Here is a 7,270-nt window from a genome sequence, read left to right as displayed (position 1 = left end):
TATGTGGGGTAGATTCCGGTAGGGGGCCGGATCGTATCACAAGGCCCTGACGTCCTCTTCTTTTCTTCATTTTAAGAAGCGCTGTGATCACTTTTGTGGCGATAATGGGATTTGACGCGACTTCATCTCTGTTTGTCGCGCTGCAGCGCTTGTTAGGTCAGCCAAATTCCGGCATCTTGGGTTCACGCAAATGCGGGGCCTGCACCGACTGCTCGGCAAGGCCCGCACTTTCACTGTGAGCCGCAAGACCGCTCGACGACATGGTTGGCGAAGGCGCACCCTTGGACGCGTTGAGAACATCGAGCCAGTCCTTGCAGGGCTTCATTGCAATCCCGACCCGTGACGGCGGCGCAAGACGCGTCACCTGTGGCAGGAACCCGGTGAGCTGGCTGTGAAGGGCATCCCCTGCCGCATCATTATCGAAGCCTGACAGCACCTGCCGGCCCTCAGCGAGCTTGAGAAGGGCGGCCTCCGTCTTCGGCCCGAACCCGCCGCCTGTGCTGACGTAGATCGTGTCATCCCGGGCCTCAAATTCCGCGAGCGCGAGGGCGTCGAGGCCGCCTTCGAAGACGACCATACGCGTGGCGGTTTTCGGATTGCCGAGGACGGAGACGGTTTTCACACCACCCTTGGCAAAGCGCGCGGTATTTTTCTGCCCGTGCTTCTCCCATCGCTGTTCAAACCCCTGGATATCGCCGGTCTCGGGGTTCCGGTGCGCGAAGTAGATGCCGCCAAAAGCGCCACAGCGCACATCGTCCCGGAAACGGTGCAGGGTCGCTTTCGAGATGCCCCGATCCTCTGCATAGGTCTGCTGATCCCCGATATAGGGCGCCTCCTCCCATCTGCGCCGGGCTTCGGTGTGGTCCGGCGGGCGGTCACCCCGGCGCAGCGTTGCCGTGGGTGCCAGCATCGGTGCGTCGGTGCCCATGATCTCGCGGAACGCCTTGCGCGCATCGCCAAGTGTCGATCCCGCATTGTCGGACAGCCAAAGATCGATGACCGATCCGGACGCGCCGGTCTTGTTGTTTGTCCAGATCCAGGCAGCGCCTTTCCGCGTCGCCTTGATCGTCTCGCCGCCGCGCACATAGGTTCGACGATCCCGGCCCTGCGGGTCTTTGTGCCCGTCTTTGTGCTTGGGGGCGTAGGACCAGCCACCGCGTGCAGTGATTTCGTCGATGTGGACGGCGCGCATCCGGTCCAATTCTTGGTGGTCGTTTTCTTGGCCCACCCTGGCGATCCGACGCTTCTTGCTGACGCTGCCACGATCTGCATCCGGTGCGGGTTGCGGGGTCGAGACGGTCCGGCGATCCAGCAGTTCTGCCGTGATCCGCTTTTCTTCCGCGCGCGCCACGGTCCGAAGGGCCGTCCGGACGGGATCACGCCCGGAGCCGATGGCGTCGAGCACAGCGCGGGCCTCGGCGGTCTTCTCCTCGAGCCGGACCGTGGCATCCGCCCGTTCGGCGTCATTCCCCCGGATCGCCTGATCGCGGTCTGCGATGGCCTCCTGGGCCGCCTTCTCCGCCGTCCGGGCCTCGGCCTCGATCCGGCGCTGTTGACACTCCCGCCGTTCCAGAATCGCATCACACTGCGCCTGAACGTCATCCGGGGCCCCGTGCACGGGTAGGCCCGCACGGGCGGCCTCAAGAGAAGCAAGACGCACAAAGTCAGGTGACCCAGTGAACTTTACAGATGACCATCCCTTGGCCTTGGCGATCGCAATCATGGCCGTGCGCGTCTCTCGGGTGCTGCGTGATGTCGACAGGCGGTTGCCATGATCGACCAGCGTCACGTTATCCCGAAACGTGATCTGCGGAGGCACATCTTGCAGATCGACAAAGCGGATCGCCTCGGAGACCTGAGGGTCGAGATGGAGGTCGCAATAGATGCGGCGCAGGAGGGTCAGCTTGAAGGCCGAGGATGCGGTCGCTTTCCGATCCTCCTCCCAGACCACCCCGGATATGCTTTCAATATCCTTGTGATCCTCTTTGAGATCATTGATGTATGCGCCACCCGGATCTTCATAGGCCCCGAAAGACACCTCCATCTTCCTGATGGAAAACTTCGACCCGAAGGCCGACGCTTTCGCGAATTCGTCGCTTCCCAGAATACTGATCCGCGCGCCGGACCCCGCCTTGTAATAGCGCAGTCCAAGCTCACCAAGCAGGGTATGGAGGTCCTGCCAGTCCCGCGCAGAGCCAACGGCTTCTGCAAAGCTGGTTCTCAGAGCGGCGGGGATACCATGCTCGAATGTCTCGATCCCTGTCGATTTCTCGCGTTTCCGTGCACCCGACGTTTTGGGCCTCGTTCCGGCGTCCCGGTCCGCTTTCTTCTTGTCCCAGGCCGCCGGGTTGGGCTGCAACTCGACCGTGCCGTCCGCTGACACATCGAACGCGCACCGGCCCCGGTCATGTGACCAGCCTTGCGCCAGCTCGATCTCGCGGCAGGCCTTCTCGATCCGGAGATGGTCGTTCGACTTCGACCAGACCTTTCCGGTGATGGGGTGGACGGTGTTGCAGACCAGGTGAACATGCCGCCGCTTCGTGTCGTGATGCGTCCCCACGACGATCTGGTTCTCCTCCAGCCCCAGGCTGCGGATCATATGGTCAGCCGCTTCGACCATCTGGTCATCGGTCGGCTGCTCCAGTTCATGCCAGCTGAGCACAACATGGTAATACGGTTGCTGGACCCTGCTGTTCAGCTCTGACGAGAGCCGCATGTCCTCCGCCGCATGCCGCCAGTCGCCCGAGGCGAGGTTGCGCAGCGCGACCCGGGCGGCTTTGCTGCACACGTATGTCACGCCGGGCTTGAAGGCATCTGCGCCCCCACCAGAGCCTTTCTCCCCTTCTTTCTTGATGGCCTCGCCGATCATGCCAGCAGGGCCCGGATCAGCGCGGCGGCCTTCTCGACTTCAGTGCTGACCTCATGGATCACGCGCAAATCATCTGGCGACAACGCGGTGATGAGCCCCGCGTTTACGGCGTATGCAAGCTGGTTCAGGTTCGAGCCCTGCTTTCCCAGCTCGCCGTGGATGCGCAGGAGGTCATGGCGCTCTCTGCGATCAAACCCGGCCTCGCCGGAGATCAGGGCACCGTGATAATCACGATAGTCTTGGAACCCCGCCTTGCGCGCGCGCTTGATGAACCCGTCCAGCTCGTCATCATCCACCCGCTTCTGAAGGAGGTTGTGCCGCCTCCGGCGGTTCGACCTCTCTTTCCCATCGCCTGCCCGTGCCATGCCTTCCCAGCCCCAAGTCACCCCTCTTTCTTTTTTATGACCCCGCCCTGAAAATCCCTAACGCACACCTTCCCCCCTAACGCCCATAGCTGATCCCGCCGACGCCATCCGGCGGAGAAGGAGATCAGCCCATTACCGCTGAACGAAGCACACGATGGAGCCATCCCGGGCCCGACCGGGCGGCTCCGCGCAGATACCGCGGGCCTCAAGGACGACATACGTGCCCCAAGCTGCGGCAGTGGCGAGACAGGCGGCACTGAGTGCGCCGACAACGGCCGCGACAATAAGTTGCTGTCGGGAGATGCGATCCGCTGTCGTGATCGATTTCTGCGCCGAGGCCCGGGCGATCTTGTCGGATGCCTCCTCGATGATCCGCGCGATGGCCTTCCTGGCTTCGGCCTCCGCGATCGGCCCGGCGCGGTCCGGAATGTCGTTCATTGCGTCCAGGACGCGCTGGACGTCGCGCAAGGTGGCGGCCCGGCCCGCTCTGATCGCGCGGTCATAGTGATCGAGCACCAGGATCACCGGCCACAGCTCGTCCCGGGCAGAGAGACCCAGCCCGGCTTTGACCGCCAGCAGCCGGGCGCGGTCGTCATCCGTCGGGGTGCGGCGGTAGACTTGGGTGAACAGGTCTTCCGGAAGGCCAGTCATTCAAGCAGCCCTGCGATCTTCATCTGCTCGGACCACGACCGGACCGCTGACTTTACGCGCATCTTCTGGAGCATGGAAAGCTTGTCCGAGGTCTGCGCGGTGATCAGGTTCAGGCTGGCATTTTCGAGAATGTCATTCACACGGGGGTCGAGCCGGACCATGTCGATAACGGCGGCCCCGCGCGCTTCGAGATCGGCTTTGACCTTGGTCGTGTCGAACAACGTGAAATCGCGGTCCTCGCGCCAGTTGCGCACGATGATCCAGCGCGTGGCATCCGGTAGGGCTGCCAGCTCATCCTTGAGCGCCACGAGCGGCGACCGGGTCTGATCGATCACGAAGACGATGGTCAGTTCGGCCTCGATCTCGGCGAGAAGCAATTCGAGGCTGAACCCGTCTTCGGAGGCGCCGTCCTGATTCAGTCTCTCCGTGACGTCAGAGCCGCGCGCGGGAAGATCAATCAGGACATCCCCGGGGCTTTGCGCAATGACGTCAAAGAGGGCATCGCGGCCAGCGGGGGTCATGACTTTTATGCGCTGGACATCAAGCTCCCCTTTTTCGAACGCGGCATGAAGGCCTGCGTTTTTATCATCGCCATCGACCAGTGTGACCGGCAGGCCATTCTGGAGCATCACCGCGGCCATGCGCTTTGCGACCTCGGTTTTGCCGACGCCCCCTTTGTCGCCGTGTATGAAAAAAATACGCTTCACAGGTCACCTCCTTGATCTCGAAAATCTGATGCGGGGTCCTCTTTCTGAACCTTTGTCCTCCCCTTGTCCGGGGTGGTCTGTATCTTGGGCTCGGTTGGACCGGTCCGGCGCGTCCATGCCCGGGTCGGCGCGATCCCGGCCTGGGTCCGGGCCCTGCGGACGTATGTTTTGAACGTGTTCATATTGAGCTGTTCGCCATCCGGGAGCGTCTTGTTGAGCTCCGCGCAAATCTCTTCCAGAGAGAACCCAGCTGTCATCTTGGCGTGGATGTCCTGGATCAGGCCGGCGACGAAATCGGCTTTCGTCAGTTTCTTTTCACGCCGCGCCGACATCGACTTGAGCGCCGCCTTTGCCTCTTTCAGATGTTCCGTTTTGAGTGCCATGCTGCTATCCTTGAGCTACACAGCAAGTGTCTTTGATGACCGTGAAAATACGAAAATAAATCTTCGGATTCCGCTTTCGGGATCACCCTGCCCTTAGCAGGGTATGGCGACGGTCAACCGTCCCCCCTGATCCAGCAGCGGCGGCGACACCGAGGTGTCTTCTGCTCGCAGGATGGCAACTTGTCGGCGCCGGGGGGCTTCTCCGCGTTGCGTTTTGGGCTGTAGGGGAAGGGAGAATAGCATGAGGCAAAAACAGACCCTGCCCCGATGGGACGGGAGATGGTCTGCCGGAGGTCAGCCATTTCGAGGCAGACTCCGATAAGGGGGGAGGTGACGCCCTAAGCGTGATCCCTGTGCCGTTTAACGATGTCAGTGACGGTGTTTTTGGAGATCCCGAGATCGCGCGCAATCCATCGGTATGATCTGCCGTCTTGAACGGCCTGCAGCACCTTTGGGGCAAGCTTGTCGGATTTGGGTCGTTGCCCAGGCTGTCGCCCGAGTTTCTTACCGCGCGCCCGAGCGGCGGCGAGACCGGATTTCACACGCTCGCTGAGAAGGTCGCGCTCGAACTGGGCAATCCCTGCGAGCATTGTGGCCATCATCCGCCCATGTGGCGTGTCGAGTTCGAAGGTCATGCCGTTCATAGCCACGACCGAGACCTTCCAGCCTGCGAGCCGATTGAGGGTATCGAGCAGGTCCTGAGTGGAGCGCCCCCACCGGGAAAGCTCGCTGACCAGGATGGCATCAATCTGACGGGCCTGCGCGAGGTCGAGGATCCGATTGCGGGCAGCGCGGTTGGCCGAAGCCCCCGAGGCTGTTTCCTTGAAGACATCAACCACGTCGTAGCCGCCCCGTTCCGCGAAAGCGGTCAGTTCCGTGACTTGCCGCTCGCAGGATTGGTCGGATGTCGAAACTCTGGCGTAAATGGCCGCGCGGTTTTTCATATCCTATCGCTTCGCTACTTGAGGATGTGTCCCAGTTGAACCCCCTCGGAGTTTGGCCTTGCAAGCCTTTGATTTTGCTGGTGCGGATTTTGTCCTGAACAGACTAATGACTAACAAGGACAACCCCACATGCCAAGACGCTCTATTCTGACCGCGCGCCAACGCGCAGCGCTGATCGACCTTCCGACAGATGAAGCCAGCATCCTCTACCACTACACGCTGTCGGATGAGGACATCGAAATCATTCGAACCCGTCGCCATGCACGCAATCGCCTCGGCTTCGCCCTTCAGCTTTGTGTGTTCCGGTATCCTGGCCGACTGTTGGTGTCGGGTGAGGTTATTCCGGAGCCCGTCAGCCGCTTCATCGCCGCACAGCTTGGCGAAGGGATGGATGAGCTTTGTCGTTACGCCGAGACCGACGTAACGCGACGTCGGCATCTGGTCGACTTACGTCAGGCCTACGGATTCAAGATGTTCTCCGGTCACCGCGCACGCGAGCTGAAGGCCTGGTTGGCGGGCGAGGCGGAGAGTGCGACCACCAACCATGATTTGGCACGCCGATTTGTCGACGAGTGCCGCCGGACCCGAACGGTCCTGCCGGGTATATCCGTCATCGAGCGCCTCTGCGCGGATGCGCTTGTCGCGGCGGAACGCCGGATCGACAGCGCCATCGTGGCCCGGCTGGATGAGCCCCTGAAAGCCCGCCTTGATGCCCTGCTTACGGAAATGGTCGAGGGCAAGGTCAGCCGGTTCGTCTGGTTGCGTCAGTTCGAGGTGGGGCAGAACTCAGCCGACGTCACCCGTCTACTTGACCGGCTGGAATTCCTGCAGGAGATGACCCTGTCGCCTGACATCCTCTCTGGCATTCCACCCCATCGGGTGACCAGCCTCCAGCGTCAGGGCGAACGCTATTTTGCCGATGGTCTGCGTGACATTAGCAGTGATCGCCGCCTGGCCATCATCGCGGTCTGCGCCGTTGCATGGCGCGCGGTGCTTGCCGACGCGGTAATCGAAACCCACGACCGGATCGTTGGCAAGACATGGCAGGGTGCCAAGAAGCTCTGTGATGCCAAAATCTCTGACGCAAAGACGGCAGTGCAGGACACCCTGCGCGCCTTCAGGTCGCTTGGCGCCGCCTTGCTCGAAGCCAGGAGCGATGGCGCGCCCTTGGATCAGGCGACGGAGCTGGCCTGCGGATGGGAGCGGCTTGAAGGGTTGGTTGCTACCGCCGCCGAGCTGACCGACACGATGGCCGCTGACCCTTTGGCGCATGTCGGTCAGGGCTATCATCGGTTCCGGCGCTATGCCCCGCGCATGCTGCGCGCGTTGGATATCCAGGCGGCGGGTGTCA

Annotated in this window: 7 protein-coding genes; 1 reads left to right on the top strand and 6 read right to left on the bottom strand. The window is 61.9% G+C overall.

Annotation, left to right across the window (positions count from 1 at the left end; genetic code table 11):
• Positions 1 to 157: 157 nt before the first annotated feature.
• From MCRY_RS22075 to MCRY_RS22050, 6 genes are all read right to left on the bottom strand, one after another.
• Positions 158 to 2,869, bottom strand: a complete 2,712-nt coding sequence (locus MCRY_RS22075; protein WP_085633907.1) for a relaxase/mobilization nuclease domain-containing protein — start codon at positions 2,867 to 2,869, stop codon at positions 158 to 160.
• Positions 2,866 to 3,165: a hypothetical protein gene (locus MCRY_RS22070; RefSeq protein WP_139834161.1), complete on the bottom strand. Its 300-nt coding sequence runs from the start codon at positions 3,163 to 3,165 to the stop codon at positions 2,866 to 2,868. The genes MCRY_RS22075 and MCRY_RS22070 overlap by 4 nt, the downstream gene beginning before the upstream one ends.
• 201 nt (positions 3,166 to 3,366) lie before the next feature.
• Entirely contained in the window at positions 3,367 to 3,885 is a 519-nt protein-coding gene (locus MCRY_RS22065; RefSeq protein WP_085633904.1) for a hypothetical protein, read from the bottom strand.
• Positions 3,882 to 4,592: a nucleotide-binding protein gene (locus MCRY_RS22060; RefSeq protein ID WP_085633903.1), complete on the bottom strand. Its 711-nt coding sequence runs from the start codon at positions 4,590 to 4,592 to the stop codon at positions 3,882 to 3,884. Before MCRY_RS22060 ends, MCRY_RS22065 begins: the two co-directional genes overlap by 4 nt.
• Positions 4,589 to 4,975 (bottom strand): hypothetical protein, encoded by a 387-nt coding sequence (locus MCRY_RS22055; protein WP_085633901.1) that lies wholly within the window; start codon positions 4,973 to 4,975, stop codon positions 4,589 to 4,591. Before MCRY_RS22055 ends, MCRY_RS22060 begins: the two co-directional genes overlap by 4 nt.
• Positions 4,976 to 5,313: 338 nt before the next feature.
• Positions 5,314 to 5,919, bottom strand: coding sequence for a recombinase family protein (locus MCRY_RS22050; protein WP_085633899.1), 606 nt, complete (start codon positions 5,917 to 5,919; stop codon positions 5,314 to 5,316).
• A gap of 129 nt (positions 5,920 to 6,048) precedes the next feature.
• Here MCRY_RS22050 and MCRY_RS22045 point away from each other — a divergent pair.
• Positions 6,049 to 7,270, top strand: a 1,222-nt coding sequence (locus MCRY_RS22045; RefSeq protein ID WP_139834160.1) for a DUF4158 domain-containing protein, incomplete at its 3' end; no start/stop codon positions are given.

The organism is Marivita cryptomonadis (assembly GCF_002115725.1).
Lineage (GTDB): Bacteria > Pseudomonadota > Alphaproteobacteria > Rhodobacterales > Rhodobacteraceae > Marivita > Marivita cryptomonadis.
Note: the sequence above shows the minus strand (reverse complement) of the source record. Positions and strands in the feature narration are given on the sequence as shown.